The sequence below is a fragment of the Staphylococcus pseudintermedius genome (assembly GCF_034042775.1).
Classification (GTDB): domain Bacteria; phylum Bacillota; class Bacilli; order Staphylococcales; family Staphylococcaceae; genus Staphylococcus; species Staphylococcus pseudintermedius.
This window is the reverse complement of record NZ_CP120150.1, coordinates 958,978-978,730: the sequence shown is the minus strand read 5'-3', so window position 1 is coordinate 978,730 and position 19,753 is coordinate 958,978. Positions and strand designations below refer to the sequence as shown.

Sequence of the window (19,753 nt, the reverse complement as noted above, 5' to 3'; positions counted from 1 at the left end):
CACCTCTTCTCTTATGCGTACAATGAAGTAAAGTAATTGCGCACATCTTCAGGTAAACCTTGTGCAGCTGCTTCATCAAGGACAACAGTTACCATACGATGTGATTTTAATGCTGACGGAATAAATGTCGTATTACCGTTTTCTTCGTATAATTTCTTCACTTGTTCTGCTTTCACTGCACCTGTCACGACAACAATAATTTCACGCGCTTGTAACAATGCGTCATTCATAGGTATACCGATTTGACCTTTTGTATCGATTGTCACGACTTGTAACGTCAATTTACCTTTATTATCTTTTGTTTTTGCGTGATGTTTAATAAATGATTCCACTTTTTCATCTTCTGGTACGTGATGAATTTGTTTTTCTGGGACACCTAATGCTTGATAATATGATTGTTGCGCGTCATAATCCAATACATGAATTTGACTGAAATCAACGCTATGACGATCGACATCTTTTTTTAATGCATCTAATACAGGTGCTTCTTCTTGATTTAAATGAAGACCTACAATCGATGTCGGATTGTTATTTAACTGTTTTCTTAAGATATCTGCTGTGAAAGTTGCTGCTGTTTCTGCATCTTTAAATACTTTAAAATTCATTGCCATTATCGTACACTCCTCTATTGTCCTACTCGTCTTTTACATTAATAATTACATACCCATTTTAAACATCAATTAAAACATTAAAAAATGAGGAACATTCGGAAGGGTCTCCGTTATCGTTATTATAACCTTTTTTTACACATTTGTTCTTGTCCCAACCTCAAACTATGAACCATGCTATGAAATTCATCCCTATCTATTGTAGATTTGGATAATTTTGTTGTCTTAACGCCTCATAAACTAGAATTGCTGCAGTATTAGATAAATTCAGTGCACGTACATTTTCGTTCATTGGAATGCGTAACGCTGTATTATCATACTTATCCTTCACCCAGTCTGGTAATCCAGTTGTTTCTTTACCAAAAATAAAGTAATAATTTTGATCAACATCCGAAAAATCTTGGGACGTATGATTTTTAGACCCAAACTTTGTCAGTAAAAAATATTGACCCTCTGTTTGTTCAAAAAATGATTCAATATTGTCGTAATAAGTAATCGATACATATTTCCAATAATCTAAGCCGGCACGTCGCAACATTTTATCGTCAGTACTAAAACCTAGTGGACGAATTAAATGTAAATGTGTGTCAGTCGCTGCACATGTCCGTGCAATATTCCCTGTATTCGCAGGAATTTCTGGTTGATATAAAACTACATGAATTGGCATTATTCATCTCTCCTCATTTCTAATCCTTTAATCATCTCGACTTGGACTTCTTCAAGTTCATTATCATAATGTGAGATCACATAATCTTTAGCGGCCTCACCTAAAATTTGACCGATTGCCCAAAAGGCTGTCGCACGAATCATAGGTCTCGGATCTGTTTCAGCCACATCTTTTAAATCGGGAATTGCCGTTTCTTCTTTAAAGTGTGCCAGTGCAAGAATCGCATTCCGTTGAATCGGCTTTTTACCTCTCCACGCACCAGCAAGATGGCCAAATTGATTTTTAAACGTCTTATTATTCATTTTCAGTAATGGAACTAATCGTGGTTTTAAAATTTCTGGCTCTAGATGTATATCGTCTTGTTCCGTATTAATACCTCGATTTTTCGGACAAACTTGTTGACACGTATCACAACCGTACAGACGATTACCGATTTTATAACGATATTCATCCGGTAAATAGCCTTTCGTTTGCGTTAAAAAGCTAATACATTTTTGGCTGTTCAATTGCCCATTACCAACGAGCGCGCCCGTAGGACAACGATCAACACAAATCGTACAATCTCCACAACTATCAAGGAGTGGATCATCTGGTGGAAATGGAATACTCACTAACATTTCTCCTAAATACGACCACGTCCCTAGGTCAGGATTAATGACGAAACCATTACGTCCTACAAATCCAAGCCCCGCACGTTCTGCAACTGCACGGTCAGATAGCACGCCCGTATCCACCATTGACATGAGCTCTACATCAGGCACTTTACGTTGTATAAAAGCAGCCAAATCATCTAAACGTCGCCGCATAATCGAATGGTAATCTTGTCCCCATGATGCGCGTGCAAACACACCTCGACGATCACCTCGAACACTTTTAGGCGCACCTTTTAATTTATTCGGGTATCCAACAGCAATCGCAATAATTGAACGTGCAGTCGGTAATGATAATTTCGGCTCTGTACGTAAAGCAATATCAGACGGCTCAAAACCTGATGCATAGCCTTTTGCATGATAATCGACAAGTTTTTGTTTCAATTCATCAAAAGGATCTGCAGTGGTAAAACCAATACTATTGATACCTATTGTATGCGCATATGCGATTATCTCTTCTTTCAATCCCCGTACATCCATCATGTCACCTCTTTAAAATCACCATACTATTTTAACATATCTGACTGTCATTGCGTTGAATTATTCCATAGAAGCTTGGAATCTCATTTACATCATTTGAAGCATCAACTAAAAAAGAGCCGGAATCAATAAATTCCTAGCCCTTTCATTGATATTTAGTTTAACACACGTTTCAAGAAATTTTGTGTACGTTCATGTTGCGGATTTTCAAAAATTTCATGTGGTGGTCCATCTTCTACCACCACACCATCTGCCATAAATACAACACGATCACTCACATTTTTCGCAAAATCCATTTCATGCGTCACGACAACCATGGTCATCCCTTCATTAGCGAGTGATTTCATAACTGCTAATACTTCGCCAACCACCTCAGGATCTAATGCGGATGTAGGTTCGTCAAATAACAACACGTCAGGATCCATCGCCAACGCACGCGCAATCGCAACCCTTTGCTTTTGTCCACCTGATAATTGATTCGGATAAGCTTCTGCTTTATCTGCTAAACCTACTTTTGATAATAAGTCCAATGCACGTGTTTTTAATTGTTGTGCATCCCCTTTTTTCAATAATTGTGGCGCTAGCATAATATTATCAATCACCTTTTTATGTGGAAATAAATTGAAGTTTTGAAATACCATGCCCATTTTTTGACGTAATTCATCTACTTTAGTGCCCTTATCAGTCAAATCACGACCTTCAAAAATGACTTGCCCTGATGTAGGAACTTCTAATAAATTCATACATCTCAGTAATGTACTTTTCCCGCTTCCAGAAGGACCAATGATCGCGACCACTTCACCTTGTGCAATTTCTAAATCAATACCTGTTAACACTTCATTTTGACCATACGATTTATTTAACTTTGAAATTTTAATCACTGATACTCATTCTCCCTTCTAAAAAGCTCATTAAACGTGACAGCGTGAATGTTAAAATAAAGTACAATACAGCGGCAATTAACAATGGCGTGAATGGATCAAATGATGCACCTTGTACAACTTGTGCATTGAACATAATTTCACTCACACCAATTACAGAAACGATAGAAGATTCTTTAATCACTGTCACAAACTCATTCCCTAATGCAGGCAATATCTTTTTAATCGCTTGCGGCATAATAACTGACTTCATCGTTTGACTGTAGCTTAAACCTAAACTACGTGCTGCCTCCATTTGACCTTTATCTACGGCATTAATTCCTGCACGAATAATTTCTGCAATGTAAGCCGAGCAGTTAATCACTAACGCGATGGCCCCACAAATAAATGCTGAAATGTCTAAACCTAATACTGCTGTTGTACCAAAGAATACTAAAAAGACTTGTACGAGTAACGGTGTGCCACGTAAAAACTCGATATACGCTGAAGCAAACCATTTTAACGGGCGAATTGTACTAATTTTCATCAACGCAAACATGGAACCAAACACTGCGCCTAATACAACTCCGATTAATGAAATGGCAATTGTGCTTTTAATACCTGTTAAGAAAAACGCCCCATATTTTGTTAAAAAGCTACCATCATCTTGCATTGCATCAGCAGCAATTTTTTCATATTTAGCAAGCAAATTGTGATCATTGACGTCTGCAATAGATTGATTTACTCGTTTTAATAACTTAGGTGAATCTTTCGGAATCGCAATTGCAGTCTGTTTTTTTGAATCTGCAAACGATGCATCTGAGAACGTTAATTCCTCATTCTGTTCTAAATACGCCTTACCTACAGCACTATCCATCACAATCGCATCTACTTTGTTACTTTTGAGAGATAAAATGACTTCAGGCAAACGTGTTAACGATTGTACATCTGCACCTTCAATTTCCTTTTGCGCTAATTCTTCTTGCGTCGTTTGTTTTTGCGCCCCAATACGATGATGCGCTAAATCTTTCAACGTTTTATATTTATCTTTATCCTTTTTACGAACAACGACTTTTTGATCAACTGTCATATAGTTATCGGAAAAATCCACTTCTTTTTTACGTTCAGCTGTTGGTGTCATCCCAGAAATAATCATGTCGATTTTTCCAGTTTTTAATGCACCAAGTAAACTATCAAACTGCATATTGACGATTTTTAATTTAACACCATTATCTTTCGCAATTTTTTTGGCTAATTCAATATCGATACCTGCATATTCTCGTTCACCATTCACTGTTCTTTCAAATTCCATTGGCGCATAGTCTGCAGATAGTCCCACTCTCAATTCTCCACGATCTTTAATGACATCCCACTGATCCTCACTTGCAGCTTGGGCATCATACTTCGCAGGAATTCCCGAAATACTAAATACGACGATTAACATCATTGTCATCAGTTTCCCCAAATACTTCATTACACTGCCTCCTCCCGATAATATTGATTATTATACATTTATATGTAAGTTTATGCAATAATAATTTTCAAAATTTTTCATTAACCTTCTAAACAACAAAAAAACATCAATCAACTTTGTATCGTTGATTGATGTTTTATTCATTATGCTATGATTCATTTCAAATTCATATATGACGGCTCACATTTAATCTTTCAGTACTTCAAAATGATAAATTTCATCTCGATAACCTGGCAATACTTTTTTACTCAATTGATGTACAAACCATCCTACTGTAAAAGGAATCACGAAATAGGCAATCAATAATAAGAAAATATTCATCATCGGATCTCCTTCTAAACGGTTGAACGCATTAATCGGTCCAACGAGCCCTGAATAGCCAAAACCTGCTGACATCGGTGTACCTTGTATGCCCACAAAGTATGCAATCAGACCTGCCACGAAACCATTGATGATTAACGGGATGCTAATAATAGGATGTTTGAAATAAACAGGAATCATCATTTTAGCCGCACCAAATAAAAGTACGATATTCACTCCTAGTTTATTGACCTTTATCGATCCCATTATAAATGTAACACACGCCGCTACAACACCCATATTACCGGCACCACTTCCCAAACCTGTTAAAGATATTGCCGTTGCTATCGCTACAAGTGAAATCGGTGTCACCATCAATAAGGCATATGTAATCGCAATTAAAAGACTCATAATTAATGGATTAAGTTCAGTAAACGTGTGAATTAAATGTCCTAATGATTGTGTTACTTTACTCACATAAGGTAATGTCATGAGTCCAATCATTCCCGCAGTCACAGGAATTAACGCGGGTAACACGATAATTTCTAATGATCCTAATTTGCCAGACAATAAAATAAACATGAGACACGCAATCATCACAATGAGCATGACATTAATGATATCCCCAATGCCATGTAACACAAACGCACCATTCTTAAACTGTAACGCTCCTGAACCAATCATCGCAGAAGTCCCTACAAATGTTACCCCTGGACCTGGAAATTTAAAGGCATGTGCAGCAAGTGCCCCAATAATAAATGCCATAAATGATTGGATAACCAAAACAACTTGATAGATCATTTCAAGAATGGGTTGACCGTCTTTAAAAAACTTCAACAATTCACCTAGAAAGGCATTAGGAAGTAACGCAATTACCACACCTGCCCCTACCGCATTTAAAATGACGCTAAAAAATTGCTTGCTGTTAATTTGATTTGTCGCCATCTACGCAACCCTCCGCTTATCAGAATAGATTAATCATAATATAAGTGAACTTATGGTACAACAGTATTCTGAAAATTTCTTAAAATATTCATCAATGCTTTAAAGTGTTATGAATATTAGGTGGATTTTAGTAGAAAATTGGAAAAAGATCAACTATCTTTGCATGAGAGAGATAGTGAAAATTGCAATGACCATTTTCTTTAAACTTTGATTACACAAAGGCTAAAATAGTGAAATAATCAATGCTTTTTGTCGTATAACAATCACGGTTAGAAAAACATGGTCAATTTATCGATGTGACTCAATGATAGAATACATAAAAAAATCAGGCTCAAACATGCGCTTAAGAACATTTATTAAGAATAACGTGCAAAGATGTTTCACGTGCCGCACACCAAGGCGTTATCGTGCCATTTTCGTGCCAGTTAATTTGAGCTATTAAATGCGCTATAATACTTGGACACATTGGACATACAATGTAGCAATCGTGTCCAATGTGTGACCAAAATTTTGATATTCTATGGTGTATAAATAAAAAGAAACCCCGTAATAACAGGGTTTCTGATGTGCTTTGGTGTGTAATTATGGTTATTAGTACCGGTGGTCGGGGTCGAACCGACACGTCTGTGAAGACACGGGATTTTGAGTCCCGCGCGTCTGCCAATTCCGCCACACCGGCCCACTATTATTGATTTTATACATTTTCCTAAACTTTCATACGCGCAAAACTCGTTTGAGCTTCGCGGGATTTTGAAAAATCCTCGAAAACATCTATAAACAGATTAATTCAATGTGACTTAAAAGTCAACAAGCGTATTAACATTCGTAATAAGTTTTTAAAACAAGTCGTAACAATTATAGTAATTTGTAATTTATAATGTAACATTTAATCGGTATCACAATCGATTTGCCTACGAAAAAATATAGAATATGTATCAAATATGTATTCGTATAATTTACGCAAAAAAATAACCCACCTAACCGTCTATTTCAACGACTAAGTGGGCGATATTTATTTATCAAACTAAAATACGAATATCCAAAATATAGTGATAACAATTAAATTGATTGGCACCATTGAAAATAACATGATTTTTGCTTTTTCTTGAAGATTATGAGATTGGTTAATTTTCGACTCAACTACAAGGGTAGAAAGTATTATTACGATGCTCAATATTAAATATATCAACACTCTATTTGTAAACATATCTGTTATTGATATTGAGAAAATTAATAATATAGTAAAATATATTATAGTGAAATAATACTGTTCAATTGTATTTTTCATTTCTAATCACCTCATGGTCTTTATCAACAAAGTGTGCTACCAGCAGTGTATAACGCTGCCATTCCGAAACCTACGCCCCAACCAACTGGACCACTAACACCTAGAGCGGTCATTGCTGCTGTAGTCGCCCCAGTGTGTAGTAAACCTGATACACTGATTGCAGTTGAGCATTTAGATCTGAATTTATCATTACTCACCTGATTTTTCATATGTTTTTCAACTTCTGAATTATAAGTTTTTAGTTGTTTTTGTGCTTTTTTACCATTTTCGCCTTTTATTGTGGCATTATAGTTTTGCACATAAGTCTGAACGTCTTTAACACTCACTCCTAAATTTGATGAATTCAAATCTTTTTTTAATTTACCCTCATCTGATATAACTAAATCGCCATCTTTACTTTTAGCTAAATTAGAGTAAATAATATTTGCCATTTCTTCATTTACCTGCTCGTCTCCTGCTTGCGCTTGTGTAGTCTTGTTTTCACTTGATGCGTTTACGACGCTGTCTCCTACACCCAACGGACTTAGAACTAAACCTCCAGATAAAACTGCTACACCTAAAAACTTCAGATTCTTACTTTTCATAAATAATTCCTCCTAAGTATTAAATGTTTGCGTTTTCAATGTAACATATATGTAATATAATTGTAAGCACTTTAGAATACAAAAAAATTAATTTACACTATTTAGAAACTGCTATCGTATGCTTATGAACCCAACTTTTATTTGCCGGCGTATACATACGACACCAAATATTTCCTTGCTCATCTTGAATTTCTTCGAAGATATAAACCGTTTCTCCCTTCCCTAAAATTCCCTTCTCATGTCCGAATGAATAGTTATTGAAGCTATCTCCGGAACGCTCACGTAATGATGCATTGTATTTAATCTTACCGCTATAGTGTGCTTTTTCAGACCACGGTTTAATTCTTTTAGCCGTTTTAGGTTGTTTCTTGACTGGAATCTTCTGCGTAGCTTTTGACGTAGGTTTAGGTGCTGGTTTCGATTCTTTAGGTTTAGACTCTTTCGCTACACCATCGAGATATTTCAGTACATACTTATCTACTACCGACATATCTTTCGAATATCCACACGCTTCCAATACGCTCTTTGGAACAATCTTATCAGCTTGTATTTGATAATGACCCGGCATTTGGTTGCGTGGATTAATTCCGTATTCTTTGCAGATAAACACTGCAATTTTACACGCATTATCGAACGACTTTCTTGAACGCTCTTTATCGCTAAAGTAACACGCCTCTACACCTACTGCAATATCGTTAGTGTCATCGCCATACCATAAGTTATCCGTAGAAGCATAGTACAACACATGTCATGCTTTTTCGTCTAACGGTACGCAATTGATACACTCTTTGTCATCTACAAACACATGCGCTGACACAGTCGTAGCCCACGGTTGATTATACGTATTGTTGTAGTAATTTACATTTTGTTGCGCTGTACTATTTCTATTACCTGTATCGTGAAAAACTAAGAACTTCGGATGACCACTATCTAATCGTTGTCCTGTACGTCTAGTTCCGATTTTCAAAAACTCTGTATACGTTGGTACTCCGTTCCAATCTCCAATATATTTCTTCACCATTTTACCATTCCCCTTTGTTGTTTTTACGTATGAATCTTTTTCGATATCTAGGTCGTCAATAAACGGAAGCCTAATTACGCCCCAGAATTCTAAATCATCGTAGTTATGAATTACTTCTTCGACTGGACTACCGTTCCCATGTGTCGCCCAATTCTGATCTAGCGACTTAAACAAATCTAAATTACCTTCGACTCCAAGAGCCACATGTCCGCACTTACCTTTGACCCAAACGCATATATCTAACGGCTGTACTACGAAGGTTTCTTTATTACGAATAAACTTCCTTCCTTTGGGCGCTTTCCTTCTATTCTTTTGACTGATAATATCCTTCGCATGTCCTTCGAAATGCCAATCGAAATACTTTTTACCGAATATAATTATCCAGTCAGCGCATTGTCCCGGCCATATTCCGTCGCCATCATGCATTATGCCTCTTTGTCGTTTAGCCCACCGCAATGCTTCACTAGCTTTTGTTTCGTAACCTATCGGCATAAATCGTTCTCCTTACTACAGATTTTCTGCAAAATAAAAAACCGGCATTACACCGACTCAAAATGGTTTATATACGGTTGATTCTCACCAATCGTTTTCCTGCGTATATTGCTACAATATCTGTTTCGCCGTAGAACACTTCTTTCGTAATCAATAAATTCATATCGTCTTGCACTTTACCGGATTTCTTCGTACCGATAACTAATAAATCATTGAGCGGATATTTTTCAGTTTCCACTCGTTCGTTTCGTGTTATACCTGTAGGTACTTCGTCCTTTTATTCTACTTCTCTACGGTTAACTATTGTGCCATTTAATCCTCGCCTCTTAACGTATGATTGCGTAGGAAGTAGATTGCTGTCGTATTCTGCGGTTGCACTGCGTACTAATGAAGGTAAAACATCTACAACGACGCGCCATTCAGTTTTACTATCGTCTCTAAAAAATACTACCTTCGCAGTTACTACGCCTGATAAGTTGTATTGATCATTCGATAACAACACAGTAATTGACGTATCACTTACAACCATACTTTCGATATCGTAGCTGACATCGTTAATTGTTAGCGATGAGTACGTATGATTACCCAATACTCTACCTAAGCTACGGTTGATTACGATATCAAAACGACTAGGTTGTACAGTTATCTTACGATTACCTAAAATTACTTTCGCCATATATCGTCACCTCAATACGTAATTAGGTACAACGTAGTGCTGCTAATAGAAGACAACGCATCATACTCGTCATTTGTACCTGCCCATAAATTAATAATATCGCCTTTTTGTCCGTCACGACCCGCCTTACCTTGAATACCTTGTTCGCCACGTTCGCCTTTAGCATCATCTTCGCCTTTTAGCAATTTCAACCATTCTTCGATAGTTCCAGTGAACCCACTGTTCTTCGCAAGCTCATACGCACTTAGACCATTTGTTCCGTTCACACCATCTCTACCGTCTTGCCCTTTCGGAATAGTTAGCGTAGTCTCATCCGAGAACTTAACCAATATATTTCCGTCTTCTACACGTTGACTTAAGATAGTTATCGACTGACCTGCCTCGCCTTTCGCGCTTGCTTCTCCACCTTCTCCACGCTGTCCTCTCGGTATAGTTACGTACGAATTATCGCTAAATTTAATGATTATATTACCTTCTTTATCTAAGTCCGCACCAATAACTTCTAATGAACGTCCATCACGCCCACGTAACGCTTCGAGCAAACCCTTCTCTATTTCGAACTTGATTAGCTCATCATATACAGATTTATTCACTACTTATTCGAATGTACGCCCTAAAATCGATTTAGTAACCTCAATCTTTTCGCTTTCATCCGACGGGAATACATACTTATCATCTACGACTATTTCTAACATATAAGTACCGCGAGGAAGTATATCGTCTATTTTTACGATTACTACGTCCTTGTCATCGATATTTTCTACCGTTGTTTCTTTTTTATAAATAATTTTCGAACTTTTATACAAATAAACTACCTCTACTTTTCCTACGATAGATAGTTCGTCATTTTCATCAATCAATTGATATCTCATCACAGATTTATCGCCTTGCTTGATCCTGTTTCCGTCTCCTAAATTCAAGACGTTTAATACGATTGTCTGCAAATAGTCCACCTCTTCCTCGATAATTCAATGCAAAATACGAATAAAATACAAATAAAAAAGACGCCCATTTGAGCGACTAATTTATCTTATGCTTTCGGTTTCTTATAGCTTAATGCTCGCACACTATCTCCGAATCCTGGTGTCGTATTATCTGCGTATACATTGTATGCTGATACGCCAATTGTTGCAAATACATATGGATTACTTACAGCGTCTGTAACTAATTTAAACAACGTTCCCCATGACGCAATTTGCTTCGCAGTAACACCGTAGTACACCAAAATTGGCATAAAAATAGACGCAACCATTTGCGCCCAAAAGTGTGGATTTCTCGTTCTAACACCGAAGTTTGTTTTAAATTTATTCATTTGTATTTTCCCTTTGTTCGTTTTATTTTCACTTCTGTTCGTCTAATTCTGCTACAATTTGATTCTTTATTTTCGCAACTTTTCTACGTTCATCTTCATCTATAATACGCATCAAATTACGGAATATTAAAGCCAACACAAGCACCATTATCCCTAACCCAAATTCGGATAGTTGAGCAGAAAGCTACTCGTCACTATACCGAAATAAAAGAATCCGATAGTATTAACCGCCAATTTTAGTATCGGTCTCTTCGTAAAAAATCCGATTAGATAAAATATTGCTACGCTTAAAGATATATGCAAAAGCGATGATTGACTACCGAGAAGGTTAACGTAACCTTTGTAAACATCGTTGTCAATCTTACTAAATAACGATGGCTCTAACGCAAGTGTAAATGTTACATACAATGCGTAAAAGAATATGACGATTTCTATCGCCGCCGGTTTCCTAATCATTCTTAACCTCCTACTTCATTCCAAGACGGATTAAAATGTAACCACTTATACCGCCAACAATCGTAGTAATAAACGTCTTCTTAATCAATTTCCAAGTTTCAGAATCTGATTCTATCTGCGCTATTACTTTCGACAATTGTTCATCTGACAACTTCGTATTATCTTCCAACTTCGCAATGCGTTGATCATGCGAATCTATTTGTGTTTCGATATAAGCGATGATGGCACGTAACGCTACGTCTTCTACTTTTTCTATCAATCCACGTATCACGTTTCTCTACCGCCTTTTATTTTCTTGTTGTTATTTGCGCATTTTCACTGCTTTATAACTACTCTTCTACCGCTTTCTTTCAACATCTACTTGCATAACTTTAAACGTTATTGAGCTTTCTCCGTCTTCATCTTCGTGAAGTATTTCTAACGCCGATTCTACCTTCTTCGCTGATGCCACACTCTTAATCGATTTAGCAAATGCTAGTTCCTCCGTAGCGTAATACGTCCCAGAATAAGAGTCACGCATCAACGCTTTCTCATTACTTTCACTATCCACTTGAACTAGAATATAGCTTGTCGACTTACCTTGAATCTCTTTTGCCATAAATTACCACCCCTTATATTTATTCAACGCGGAATACTTCGCACAATCTATCGTAAGTAACAGCGTCCTCTTCTTTCAATTGAATATCTAACTCATCTAAAACTTCAAATAGAGTTTCGAACACTTTCGGGTAATCTTCGAGATTGATAATAACTTCTTCGTTATCTAATTCCGCACGCTCATCGATATATTTTTCTAAGTTACCATTTTCGAATTCATATTGATTGTCTACAATCTTAGGCTGCCCTGCCTCGTCTTTAACTGCGTACATACTTAACAATTCATCGTTACCTTCTTTATATTCCTCCTGCTTTTCGTCTAGCAATCGCATAAATTTCGTTCTTGACCTACTTTGTTTCGCTTTTAGTTCTAACTTATACATAAACGTACTAACTTTATTTATTTCGACATTTTTTAATGTTAACTTCACTAATCTTCCTCCTTATTCATATTAAACTTTCCAAGTACTATCTTGAAGTATATTTCCTACATCATAGACAGCGTTGTTATATAACAGCTCCACACTATGATTTGATATCACTATACCGTAACGACCATTCCAACTAGTAAGACCTGCATTCCCACTTCTATATGTCACGAGTTTAAACTTATCATTCAAACCTTGCGTCCAAACTGAATAGAACTGCGCATTAGCTTGCCCTAATTCATAACTATATTCGACAGAGTTATTACCGAAAAAGGCTCGCATTTTACCACTTTTACGATAATTTTCAAGCGTCCAACCACCTGTATTAGGCTCACCTCCATGACTATCGAAATAAACTTTATCTGAATATATTCCTGTAGAACTATACGGATTTGCATAAGAGTGCGCTACTATTCCCGCAAAATCTCCACGTTTAGGATCGACTGAACCACTTCTATTAGCTCCCAACACTACTGCCGGACTTGTAGTTCCTTCTGTATTCGTAAACATTAAAAAACCTACCCCATCTTTATTTTTATATTTAAGTATATTCGAGGATGTGTGGAAGTCGATATGTGAACTCCCGTAAAAATCGAGTGAGTTACCGTTTAAATTCTATTTAACAGCACCATTAGTTGATTACATCTAACGTTAAATCTTCATCGTTATCTACCCTCCATTTACGATAGATAGAATAACGCTCATTATAATATTTAATCGTATGTTTCGATAAATCTTTAGTCACCTGATGTCGCATAAACTTTTCGAAATAATAATCGAGTGAATCAGTTTGACCTCCGCCAAAATCATTCGCCACTTCCTTACGTAACTCTGCGGCAAACTTGGCCGAAATGGAACCTCGTCTAATTTCCGACATAAAAAATACGCCTACTTTTCTTAGAGACGTTTTCGTTGTTCTTCGAAATATAGTACCTTTACGAGAATCCCGCGAAAGGCTTTCGAAATATGTGCGATTGTAATCACAACACAGTCGAAATTTTAGGCAATAAAAAATCCGTCTAAATCCACATCCTACGTGTGATTCAACGGTTTGCCTTCGTAAAAATTTATGAATATGTATGCGTATAATATACGAAAATAAATTTCATGAGATATCGTGAAACCTACCATTTACTTTTGAGTCCCGCGCGTCTGCCAATTCCGCCACACCGGCATAATACAAAAAAATCCAATATGTCATTGGAAAAATGGAGCGGAAGATAGGACTTGCACCTATACCTCTTTCCGGGAAGGAAAGTGTTCTAGAATTGAACTACTCCCGCATCATGAGTGATTAACTTGAATTTAAAATGATTTGGAGCGGAAGATAGGACTTACACCTATACCTCTTTCCGGGAAGGAAAGTGTTCTAAAAATTGAACTACTCCCGCATGTTTCATATCAATGGAGGCGGCAACCGGATTTGAACCGGTGAATAGAGGTTTTGCAGACCTCGGCCTTACCACTTGGCTATGCCGCCAAAAGTAACTGGGCTAGCTGGATTCGAACCAGCGAGTGACGGAGTCAAAGTCCGTTGCCTTACCGCTTGGCTATAGCCCATTAATTTTAAATAAAGGGCGGTTGATGGGAATCGAACCCACGAATGTCGGAACCACAATCCGATGCGTTAACCACTTCGCCACAACCGCCATGGCAGGGGCAGTAGGAATCGAACCCACATCAAAGGTTTTGGAGACCTCTATTCTACCGTTGAACTATGCCCCTATTGATATGGTGGAGGGGGGCAGATTCGAACTGCCGAACCCGAAGGAGCGGATTTACAGTCCGCCGCGTTTAGCCACTTCGCTACCCCTCCAAGACATGGTGCCGGCCAGAGGACTTGAACCCCCAACCTACTGATTACAAGTCAGTTGCTCTACCAATTGAGCTAGGCCGGCAAAAAAAGTGGTTCAGGACGGAATCGAACCGCCGACACAAGGATTTTCAGTCCTTTGCTCTACCGACTGAGCTACTGAACCATTTTAATAATGGCGGTCCCGACGGGAATCGAACCCGCGATCTCCTGCGTGACAGGCAGGCGTGTTAAACCGCTCCACTACGGGACCACTTATAAATAATATTGCGGGAGGCGGATTTGAACCACCGACCTTCGGGTTATGAGCCCGACGAGCTACCGAACTGCTCCATCCCGCGGTAATAAAAAATAATAATGGCGGAGGAAGAGGGATTCGAACCCCCGCGAGCCGTTAAGCCCCTGTCGGTTTTCAAGACCGATCCCTTCAGCCAGACTTGGGTATTCCTCCGAATTATATGGACCTTGCAGGACTCGAACCTGCGACCGAACGGTTATGAGCCGTTAGCTCTAACCAACTGAGCTAAAGGTCCTAATAATATTTTCAACTAAAATTAGTGGCGGCGGAGGGGATCGAACCCCCGACCTCACGGGTATGAACCGTACGCTCTAGCCAGCTGAGCTACGCCGCCTTATGTAGTTGTATTAGTATTAAATTTAAATGGTGGAGACTAGCGGGATCGAACCGCTGACCTCCTGCGTGCAAAGCAGGCGCTCTCCCAGCTGAGCTAAGCCCCCATATAAATAATTTTAAAAGCTATCGGGAAGACAGGATTTGAACCTGCGACCCCTTGGTCCCAAACCAAGTGCTCTACCAAGCTGAGCTACTTCCCGTAAGGTAATGTAGCGCGCCCGATAGGAGTCGAACCCATAACCTTTTGATCCGTAGTCAAACGCTCTATCCAATTGAGCTACGGGCGCATATGAAACAGAAACAATGGTGCCGAGGACCGGAATCGAACCGGTACGGTGATCTCTCACCGCAGGATTTTAAGTCCTGTGCGTCTGCCAGTTCCGCCACCCCGGCAAATAATGGAGCAGAAGACGGGATTCGAACCCGCGACCCCAACCTTGGCAAGGTTGTATTCTACCGCTGAACTACTTCTGCATATGCGGGTGAAGGGAGTCGAACCCCCACGCCGTAAGGCGCTAGATCCTAAGTCTAGTGCGTCTGCCAATTCCGCCACACCCGCAAAGTGAGCCATAGAGGATTCGAACCTCTGACCCTCTGATTAAAAGTCAGATGCTCTACCAACTGAGCTAATGGCTCATCATGGTGCCGGCCAGAGGACTTGAACCCCCAACCTACTGATTACAAGTCAGTTGCTCTACCAATTGAGCTAGGCCGGCTACTCATATTTATTTTTTAAAAATGGTGGAGAATGACGGGATCGAACCGCCGACCCTCTGCTTGTAAGGCAGATGCTCTCCCAGCTGAGCTAATTCTCCAATTATGTAATAACCTGGCACCGTCCTACTCTCGCGGAACGTAAGTCCGACTACCATCGGCGCTAAAGAGCTTAACTTCTGTGTTCGGCATGGGAACAGGTGTGACCTCTTTGCCATTGGCACCAGATTAAGTTTTTGAATGTCATACATTCAAAACTAGATAGTAAGTATATTTATCACAAGCATTACCTTATGAACAATTATATTGATTAAGTCTTCGATCGATTAGTATTCGTCAGCTCCACGTATCACTACGCTTCCACCTCGAACCTATTCACCTCATCATCTTTGAGGGATCTTATAACCGAAGTTGGGAAATCTCATCTCGAGGGGGGCTTCATGCTTAGATGCTTTCAGCACTTATCCCGTCCATACATAGCTACCCAGCTATGCCGTTGGCACGACAACTGGTACACCAGAGGTATGTCCATCCCGGTCCTCTCGTACTAAGGACAGCTCCTCTCAAATTTCCTACGCCCACGACGGATAGGGACCGAACTGTCTCACGACGTTCTGAACCCAGCTCGCGTACCGCTTTAATGGGCGAACAGCCCAACCCTTGGGACCGACTACAGCCCCAGGATGCGATGAGCCGACATCGAGGTGCCAAACCTCCCCGTCGATGTGAACTCTTGGGGGAGATAAGCCTGTTATCCCCGGGGTAGCTTTTATCCGTTGAGCGATGGCCCTTCCATGCGGAACCACCGGATCACTAAGTCCGTCTTTCGACCCTGCTCGACTTGTAGGTCTCGCAGTCAAGCTCCCTTATGCCTTTACACTCTATGAATGATTTCCAACCATTCTGAGGGAACCTTTGAGCGCCTCCGTTACTCTTTAGGAGGCGACCGCCCCAGTCAAACTGCCCGCCTGACACTGTCTCCCAGCACGATAAGTGCTGCGGGTTAGAAATCCAATACAATTAGGGTAGTATCCCACCAATGCCTCCACGTAAGCTAGCGCTCACGCTTCTAAGGCTCCTACCTATCCTGTACAAACTGTACCGAATTTCAATATCAGGCTACAGTAAAGCTCCACGGGGTCTTTCCGTCCTGTCGCGGGTAACCGGCATCTTCACCGGTACTATGATTTCACCGAGTCTCTCGTTGAGACAGTGCCCAAATCGTTACGCCTTTCGTGCGGGTCGGAACTTACCCGACAAGGAATTTCGCTACCTTAGGACCGTTATAGTTACGGCCGCCGTTTACTGGGGCTTCGATTCGTAGCTTCGCTTGCGCTAACCACTCCTCTTAACCTTCCAGCACCGGGCAGGCGTCAGCCCCTATACGTCACCTTACGGTTTAGCAGAGACCTGTGTTTTTGATAAACAGTCGCTTGGGCCTATTCACTGCGGCTCTTCGAAGCGTGAACCTCAAAGAGCACCCCTTCTCCCGAAGTTACGGGGTCATTTTGCCGAGTTCCTTAACGAGAGTTCGCTCGCTCACCTTAGAATTCTCATCTTGACTACCTGTGTCGGTTTGCGGTACGGGCACCGTTATTCTAGCTAGAGGCTTTTCTCGGCAGTGTGAAATCAACGACTCGAGGAACAAGTTCCTCTCCCCATCACAGCTCAATCTTAAGAGTGCCGGATTTGCCTAACACTCAATCTCACTGCTTGGACGTGCACTCCAACAGCACGCTTCGCCTATCCTACTGCGTCCCCCCATCGCTTAAAACGAATAATGGTGGTACAGGAATATCAACCTGTTATCCATCGCCTACGCCTGTCGGCCTCAGCTTAGGACCCGACTAACCCAGAGCGGACGAGCCTTCCTCTGGAAACCTTAGTCAATCGGTGGACGGGATTCTCACCCGTCTTTCGCTACTCACACCGGCATTCTCACTTCTAAGCGCTCCACATGTCCTTGCGATCATGCTTCAACGCCCTTAGAACGCTCTCCTACCATTGTCCAAAGGACAATCCACAGCTTCGGTAATATGTTTAGCCCCGGTACATTTTCGGCGCAGTGTCACTCGACTAGTGAGCTATTACGCACTCTTTAAATGATGGCTGCTTCTAAGCCAACATCCTAGTTGTCTGGGCAACGCCACATCCTTTTCCACTTAACATATATTTTGGGACCTTAGCTGGTGGTCTGGGCTGTTTCCCTTTCGAATATGGACCTTATCACCCACATTCTGACTCCCAAGTTAAATTATTTGGCATTCGGAGTTTGTCTGAATTCGGTAACCCGAGAGGGGCCCCTCGTCCAAACAGTGCTCTACCTCCAATAATCATCACTTGAGGCTAGCCCTAAAGCTATTTCGGAGAGAACCAGCTATCTCCAAGTTCGATTGGAATTTCTCCGCTACCCTCAGTTCATCCGCTCACTTTTCAACGTAAGTCGGTTCGGTCCTCCATTCAGTGTTACCTGAACTTCAACCTGACCAAGGGTAGATCACCTGGTTTCGGGTCTACGACCAAATACTCATTCGCCCTATTCAGACTCGCTTTCGCTACGGCTCCACATTTTCTGCTTAACCTTGCATCAGATCGTAACTCGCCGGTTCATTCTACAAAAGGCACGCCATCACCCATTAACGGGCTCTGACTACTTGTAAGCACACGGTTTCAAGTTCTCTTTCACTCCCCTTCCGGGGTACTTTTCACCTTTCCCTCACGGTACTGGTTCACTATCGGTCACTAGAGAGTATTTAGCCTTAGGAGATGGTCCTCCCAGATTCCGACGGAATTTCACGTGCTCCGTCGTACTCAGGATCCACTCAAGAGAGAATTCGTTTTCGACTACAGGATTATTACCTTCTCTGATTAACCTTTCCAGGTTATTCGTCTAACAAATTCTTTTGTAACTCCGTACAGAGTGTCCTACAACCCCAATAAGCAAGCTTATTGGTTTGGGCTCTTCCCGTTTCGCTCGCCGCTACTCAGGGAATCGATTTTTCTTTCTCTTCCTCCGGGTACTAAGATGTTTCAGTTCTCCGGGTCTGCCTTCTTGCATGCTATGTATTCACATGCAGATAACACGACATAACTCGTGCTGGGTTTCCCCATTCGGAAATCTCTGGATCAAAGCTTACTTACAGCTCCCCAAAGCATATCGTCGTTAGTAACGTCCTTCATCGGCTTCTAGTGCCAAGGCATCCACCGTGCGCCCTTAATAACTTAATCTATATGATATTTTGGCAAACGTTCGCATTCGGCTTCATCACTTCACATTCACTCAGTTACTTACGCGCAGTAAGCGCCTTCGCTCATGCTTGTGATTCATAGACTGACAAACGTTTTCAAAACATCATGTCGTCTACCGAAATACAATTTTTTCCAAAATCACCAGTTATTAATTATGTGAGTCGTCATTTGACGACTAGCGATAATTTTTTGTTTCAAGCTTTTAAACGCTTGTCACTCGGTTTTGCTTGGTAAAATCTATACTTACTTATCTAGTTTTCAATGTACAAAACATATAAATGGTGGAGACTAGCGGGATCGAACCGCTGACCTCCTGCGTGCAAAGCAGGCGCTCTCCCAGCTGAGCTAAGCCCCCAATATATAATTTGAATTTTAAATGGTGGGCCTAAGTGGACTCGAACCACCGACCTCACGCTTATCAGGCGTGCGCTCTAACCAGCTGAGCTATAGGCCCCGAACATTTATACAAACATTCAAAACTGAATACAATATGTCACGTTAATCC

General features: G+C 40.3%; 17 protein-coding genes, 26 tRNA genes, 2 rRNA genes and 1 pseudogene. All 46 read right to left on the bottom strand.

The genetic code is table 11. The features are described from left to right. Positions 1-11: 11 nt before the first annotated feature. Positions 12-611: a 6-phosphogluconolactonase gene (locus P3U61_RS04590; RefSeq protein WP_199569197.1), complete on the bottom strand. Its 600-nt coding sequence runs from the start codon at positions 609-611 to the stop codon at positions 12-14. Between the two features lie 193 nt (positions 612-804). Further along, complete coding sequence (gene trmL, locus P3U61_RS04585; protein WP_014613530.1) at positions 805-1,275, bottom strand: tRNA (uridine(34)/cytosine(34)/5-carboxymethylaminomethyluridine(34)-2'-O)-methyltransferase TrmL; 471 nt, start codon at positions 1,273-1,275, stop codon at positions 805-807. Beyond that, positions 1,275-2,405: a tRNA epoxyqueuosine(34) reductase QueG gene (queG, locus tag P3U61_RS04580; protein WP_020220223.1), complete on the bottom strand. Its 1,131-nt coding sequence runs from the start codon at positions 2,403-2,405 to the stop codon at positions 1,275-1,277. Before queG ends, trmL begins: the two co-directional genes overlap by 1 nt. 155 nt (positions 2,406-2,560) lie before the next feature. Beyond that, positions 2,561-3,286 (bottom strand): amino acid ABC transporter ATP-binding protein, encoded by a 726-nt coding sequence (locus P3U61_RS04575; RefSeq protein WP_015729369.1) that lies wholly within the window; start codon positions 3,284-3,286, stop codon positions 2,561-2,563. Continuing rightward, complete coding sequence (locus P3U61_RS04570) at positions 3,279-4,739, bottom strand: ABC transporter substrate-binding protein/permease (protein ID WP_070407784.1); 1,461 nt, start codon at positions 4,737-4,739, stop codon at positions 3,279-3,281. Before P3U61_RS04570 ends, P3U61_RS04575 begins: the two co-directional genes overlap by 8 nt. Before the next feature lie 186 nt (positions 4,740-4,925). Then, a complete protein-coding gene (locus P3U61_RS04565) occupies positions 4,926-5,984 on the bottom strand; it encodes a PTS sugar transporter subunit IIC (RefSeq protein ID WP_015729371.1) in 1,059 nt (352 codons plus the stop codon). Between the two features lie 595 nt (positions 5,985-6,579). Beyond that, a tRNA-Leu gene (locus P3U61_RS04560) sits at positions 6,580-6,663 on the bottom strand. A 632-nt stretch (positions 6,664-7,295) separates the two neighbouring features. Further along, complete coding sequence (locus P3U61_RS04555) at positions 7,296-7,856, bottom strand: hypothetical protein (protein ID WP_225550264.1); 561 nt, start codon at positions 7,854-7,856, stop codon at positions 7,296-7,298. 97 nt (positions 7,857-7,953) lie between these two features. Further along, positions 7,954-8,877: pseudogene (locus tag P3U61_RS04550) on the bottom strand (peptidoglycan recognition protein family protein). 559 nt (positions 8,878-9,436) lie between these two features. Continuing rightward, positions 9,437-9,607, bottom strand: coding sequence for a hypothetical protein (locus tag P3U61_RS04545; RefSeq protein WP_230493235.1), 171 nt, complete (start codon positions 9,605-9,607; stop codon positions 9,437-9,439). Between the two features lie 39 nt (positions 9,608-9,646). Then, on the bottom strand, positions 9,647-10,045 hold the full coding sequence (locus tag P3U61_RS04540) for a hypothetical protein (RefSeq protein WP_014613520.1): 399 nt from the start codon (positions 10,043-10,045) through the stop codon (positions 9,647-9,649). A gap of 11 nt (positions 10,046-10,056) precedes the next feature. Next, positions 10,057-10,587, bottom strand: a complete 531-nt coding sequence (locus P3U61_RS04535; protein WP_037542673.1) for a phage upper tail fiber protein — start codon at positions 10,585-10,587, stop codon at positions 10,057-10,059. 54 nt (positions 10,588-10,641) lie between these two features. Next, positions 10,642-10,998: a hypothetical protein gene (locus P3U61_RS04530; RefSeq protein WP_140228575.1), complete on the bottom strand. Its 357-nt coding sequence runs from the start codon at positions 10,996-10,998 to the stop codon at positions 10,642-10,644. Positions 10,999-11,075: 77 nt separating this feature from the next. Beyond that, a complete protein-coding gene (locus P3U61_RS04525) occupies positions 11,076-11,357 on the bottom strand; it encodes a phage holin (protein WP_037542671.1) in 282 nt (93 codons plus the stop codon). A gap of 466 nt (positions 11,358-11,823) precedes the next feature. Next, the gene (locus P3U61_RS04520; RefSeq protein WP_014613515.1) at positions 11,824-12,084 is read right to left on the bottom strand and encodes a hypothetical protein; all 261 of its coding nucleotides are present in this window, start codon (positions 12,082-12,084) and stop codon (positions 11,824-11,826) included. 66 nt (positions 12,085-12,150) lie between these two features. Next, positions 12,151-12,411 carry a hypothetical protein gene (locus tag P3U61_RS04515; RefSeq protein ID WP_014613514.1) on the bottom strand — a complete coding sequence of 87 codons (261 nt, stop codon included), beginning with the start codon at positions 12,409-12,411 and terminating at the stop codon, positions 12,151-12,153. A gap of 19 nt (positions 12,412-12,430) precedes the next feature. Next, on the bottom strand, positions 12,431-12,841 hold the full coding sequence (locus P3U61_RS04510) for a DUF1617 family protein (RefSeq protein ID WP_014613513.1): 411 nt from the start codon (positions 12,839-12,841) through the stop codon (positions 12,431-12,433). Positions 12,842-12,862: 21 nt separating this feature from the next. After that, complete coding sequence (locus P3U61_RS04505; RefSeq protein ID WP_014613512.1) at positions 12,863-13,348, bottom strand: hypothetical protein; 486 nt, start codon at positions 13,346-13,348, stop codon at positions 12,863-12,865. Positions 13,349-13,469: 121 nt separating this feature from the next. Beyond that, a complete protein-coding gene (locus P3U61_RS04500; protein WP_014613511.1) occupies positions 13,470-13,715 on the bottom strand; it encodes a hypothetical protein in 246 nt (81 codons plus the stop codon). Positions 13,716-14,047: 332 nt separating this feature from the next. Then, a tRNA-Gly gene (locus P3U61_RS04495) sits at positions 14,048-14,121 on the bottom strand. A 33-nt stretch (positions 14,122-14,154) separates the two neighbouring features. Continuing rightward, positions 14,155-14,229 (bottom strand) — tRNA-Gly (locus tag P3U61_RS04490). 14 nt (positions 14,230-14,243) lie between these two features. Then, a tRNA-Cys gene (locus P3U61_RS04485) sits at positions 14,244-14,318 on the bottom strand. An 8-nt stretch (positions 14,319-14,326) separates the two neighbouring features. Further along, positions 14,327-14,398, bottom strand: a tRNA-Gln gene (locus P3U61_RS04480). A gap of 16 nt (positions 14,399-14,414) precedes the next feature. Beyond that, positions 14,415-14,487: transfer RNA gene (locus tag P3U61_RS04475), tRNA-His, on the bottom strand. A 2-nt stretch (positions 14,488-14,489) separates the two neighbouring features. After that, positions 14,490-14,563, bottom strand: a tRNA-Trp gene (locus P3U61_RS04470). Positions 14,564-14,570: 7 nt separating this feature from the next. Further along, positions 14,571-14,654 (bottom strand) — tRNA-Tyr (locus tag P3U61_RS04465). 6 nt (positions 14,655-14,660) lie between these two features. Beyond that, positions 14,661-14,736, bottom strand: a tRNA-Thr gene (locus P3U61_RS04460). An 8-nt stretch (positions 14,737-14,744) separates the two neighbouring features. Next, positions 14,745-14,817, bottom strand: a tRNA-Phe gene (locus tag P3U61_RS04455). Positions 14,818-14,827: 10 nt separating this feature from the next. Further along, positions 14,828-14,904: transfer RNA gene (locus P3U61_RS04450), tRNA-Asp, on the bottom strand. 14 nt (positions 14,905-14,918) lie between these two features. Further along, positions 14,919-14,992, bottom strand: a tRNA-Met gene (locus P3U61_RS04445). A gap of 17 nt (positions 14,993-15,009) precedes the next feature. Beyond that, positions 15,010-15,102 (bottom strand) — tRNA-Ser (locus tag P3U61_RS04440). A gap of 8 nt (positions 15,103-15,110) precedes the next feature. Next, positions 15,111-15,184, bottom strand: a tRNA-Ile gene (locus tag P3U61_RS04435). Between the two features lie 25 nt (positions 15,185-15,209). Next, positions 15,210-15,283 (bottom strand) — tRNA-Met (locus P3U61_RS04430). A 30-nt stretch (positions 15,284-15,313) separates the two neighbouring features. Further along, a tRNA-Ala gene (locus tag P3U61_RS04425) sits at positions 15,314-15,389 on the bottom strand. 22 nt (positions 15,390-15,411) lie between these two features. After that, positions 15,412-15,485: transfer RNA gene (locus P3U61_RS04420), tRNA-Pro, on the bottom strand. 13 nt (positions 15,486-15,498) lie between these two features. Beyond that, positions 15,499-15,572 (bottom strand) — tRNA-Arg (locus P3U61_RS04415). A gap of 17 nt (positions 15,573-15,589) precedes the next feature. Beyond that, a tRNA-Leu gene (locus P3U61_RS04410) sits at positions 15,590-15,678 on the bottom strand. 6 nt (positions 15,679-15,684) lie between these two features. After that, positions 15,685-15,759 (bottom strand) — tRNA-Gly (locus tag P3U61_RS04405). Positions 15,760-15,762: 3 nt separating this feature from the next. Next, a tRNA-Leu gene (locus tag P3U61_RS04400) sits at positions 15,763-15,844 on the bottom strand. Between the two features lie 4 nt (positions 15,845-15,848). Further along, positions 15,849-15,921, bottom strand: a tRNA-Lys gene (locus tag P3U61_RS04395). 4 nt (positions 15,922-15,925) lie between these two features. After that, a tRNA-Thr gene (locus P3U61_RS04390) sits at positions 15,926-16,001 on the bottom strand. Positions 16,002-16,024: 23 nt separating this feature from the next. After that, a tRNA-Val gene (locus tag P3U61_RS04385) sits at positions 16,025-16,100 on the bottom strand. Between the two features lie 12 nt (positions 16,101-16,112). Next, positions 16,113-16,227: ribosomal RNA gene (gene rrf, locus P3U61_RS04380) — 5S ribosomal RNA — on the bottom strand. Between the two features lie 78 nt (positions 16,228-16,305). Then, positions 16,306-19,227: ribosomal RNA gene (locus tag P3U61_RS04375) — 23S ribosomal RNA — on the bottom strand. A 300-nt stretch (positions 19,228-19,527) separates the two neighbouring features. Beyond that, positions 19,528-19,603: transfer RNA gene (locus P3U61_RS04370), tRNA-Ala, on the bottom strand. Positions 19,604-19,625: 22 nt separating this feature from the next. Continuing rightward, positions 19,626-19,702, bottom strand: a tRNA-Ile gene (locus P3U61_RS04365). Between the last annotated feature and the right edge of the window lie 51 nt (positions 19,703-19,753).

Excerpts from the sequence above, each read along its gene's own strand:
- trmL (WP_014613530.1), bottom strand. The coding sequence starts at position 1,275 with ATGCCAATTCATGTAGTTTTATATCAACCAGAAATTCCTGCGAATACA.
- P3U61_RS04505 (WP_014613512.1), bottom strand. The coding sequence starts at position 13,348 with ATGTTTACGAATACAGAAGGAACTACAAGTCCGGCAGTAGTGTTGGGA.
- P3U61_RS04500 (WP_014613511.1), bottom strand. The coding sequence starts at position 13,715 with ATGTCGGAAATTAGACGAGGTTCCATTTCGGCCAAGTTTGCCGCAGAG.
- P3U61_RS04525 (WP_037542671.1), bottom strand. The coding sequence starts at position 11,357 with ATGAATAAATTTAAAACAAACTTCGGTGTTAGAACGAGAAATCCACAC.
- P3U61_RS04515 (WP_014613514.1), bottom strand. The coding sequence starts at position 12,411 with ATGGCAAAAGAGATTCAAGGTAAGTCGACAAGCTATATTCTAGTTCAA.
- P3U61_RS04555 (WP_225550264.1), bottom strand. The coding sequence starts at position 7,856 with ATGAAAAGTAAGAATCTGAAGTTTTTAGGTGTAGCAGTTTTATCTGGA.
- P3U61_RS04570 (WP_070407784.1), bottom strand. The coding sequence starts at position 4,739 with ATGAAGTATTTGGGGAAACTGATGACAATGATGTTAATCGTCGTATTT.
- P3U61_RS04590 (WP_199569197.1), bottom strand. The coding sequence starts at position 611 with ATGGCAATGAATTTTAAAGTATTTAAAGATGCAGAAACAGCAGCAACT.
- P3U61_RS04540 (WP_014613520.1), bottom strand. The coding sequence starts at position 10,045 with ATGGCGAAAGTAATTTTAGGTAATCGTAAGATAACTGTACAACCTAGT.
- P3U61_RS04565 (WP_015729371.1), bottom strand. The coding sequence starts at position 5,984 with ATGGCGACAAATCAAATTAACAGCAAGCAATTTTTTAGCGTCATTTTA.
- queG (WP_020220223.1), bottom strand. The coding sequence starts at position 2,405 with ATGGATGTACGGGGATTGAAAGAAGAGATAATCGCATATGCGCATACA.